The organism is Kingella kingae ATCC 23330 (genome assembly GCF_900111845.1).
Taxonomy (GTDB): domain Bacteria; phylum Pseudomonadota; class Gammaproteobacteria; order Burkholderiales; family Neisseriaceae; genus Kingella; species Kingella kingae.
On record NZ_FOJK01000056.1, the window covers coordinates 1 to 816 of the forward strand.

The 816-nt window shown below is 35.9% G+C and carries 2 protein-coding genes; both read left to right on the forward strand.

The annotated features are described in order from the left end of the window. The coding region (locus BQ5809_RS08090) for a transposase family protein (protein ID WP_071461652.1) at nucleotides 1-207 on the forward strand (207 nt) is incomplete at its 5' end. Between the two features lie 27 nt (nucleotides 208-234). Beyond that, complete coding sequence (locus tag BQ5809_RS08095; protein WP_071461653.1) at nucleotides 235-801, forward strand: ISAs1 family transposase; 567 nt, start codon at nucleotides 235-237, stop codon at nucleotides 799-801. Nucleotides 802-816 lie beyond the last annotated feature (15 nt).

An 816-nucleotide genomic window follows, 5' to 3' on the forward strand; every position in this document is an offset into this window, starting at 1 on the left:
ATACCCGATACCAGACGTGGAGCAGGCAAACGCTATAATCTAGCCAAAACACTCACAGTCATTGTTGTTGCCATTTTGGGCGGTGCGAAAGGTAATCGCGAAATAGGTGCATTCCTTGCTAATAATATTGATGAATTAAAACAATATCTTGCATGGGATAGAGATAATACACCCAGTTACGAAAAAATCCGCACATCAGAAACCTAGAGACCAAAGGTTTGGTTTTGACATTAGATGCCTTACATTGTCAAAAAAAGTCTCGTAGAGATTGATGAATTGGGGCAGTTTTACGTTGTAGGTGTTAAAAAAGGCGCAATCCGATTATTCAAAGAGTTTCAAGAACTTCAGAATAATCAAATACTTTCCAAAATTCAAACAACGGAAAGACAGAAAGGCGCACAAATTCAACGTGAAGTTGCTCTTTATCCATGTACACAATGGGTTAGCCAAAATTGGCAATCATCTAAACACATGATTGTTGTTACAAATACGAAAATAGAAGCAGATGGTTCGCGCAAAGTGGAACAACACTTTTATTTAAGTAACTATCATCATGATAATGTAGAATTTTTTGCTAAAACGATTCGCAACCATTGGGGTATTGAAAATAATCTCCACTGGGTAAAAGATGTTCACTTTAAAGAAGATAACTCTTTAATTCGCAATAGAAATTCAGCATTTATTTATTCTATATTATTTAGTTTAGTGTTAAACATAGTACGGCTTTACGGTTACAAATCTTGGAAACCATGGTTAGCTCGTTTTGCGAATCGCATTGACCGTATTGTGGCTATTATTTAAAACTTGTCAGGTCTG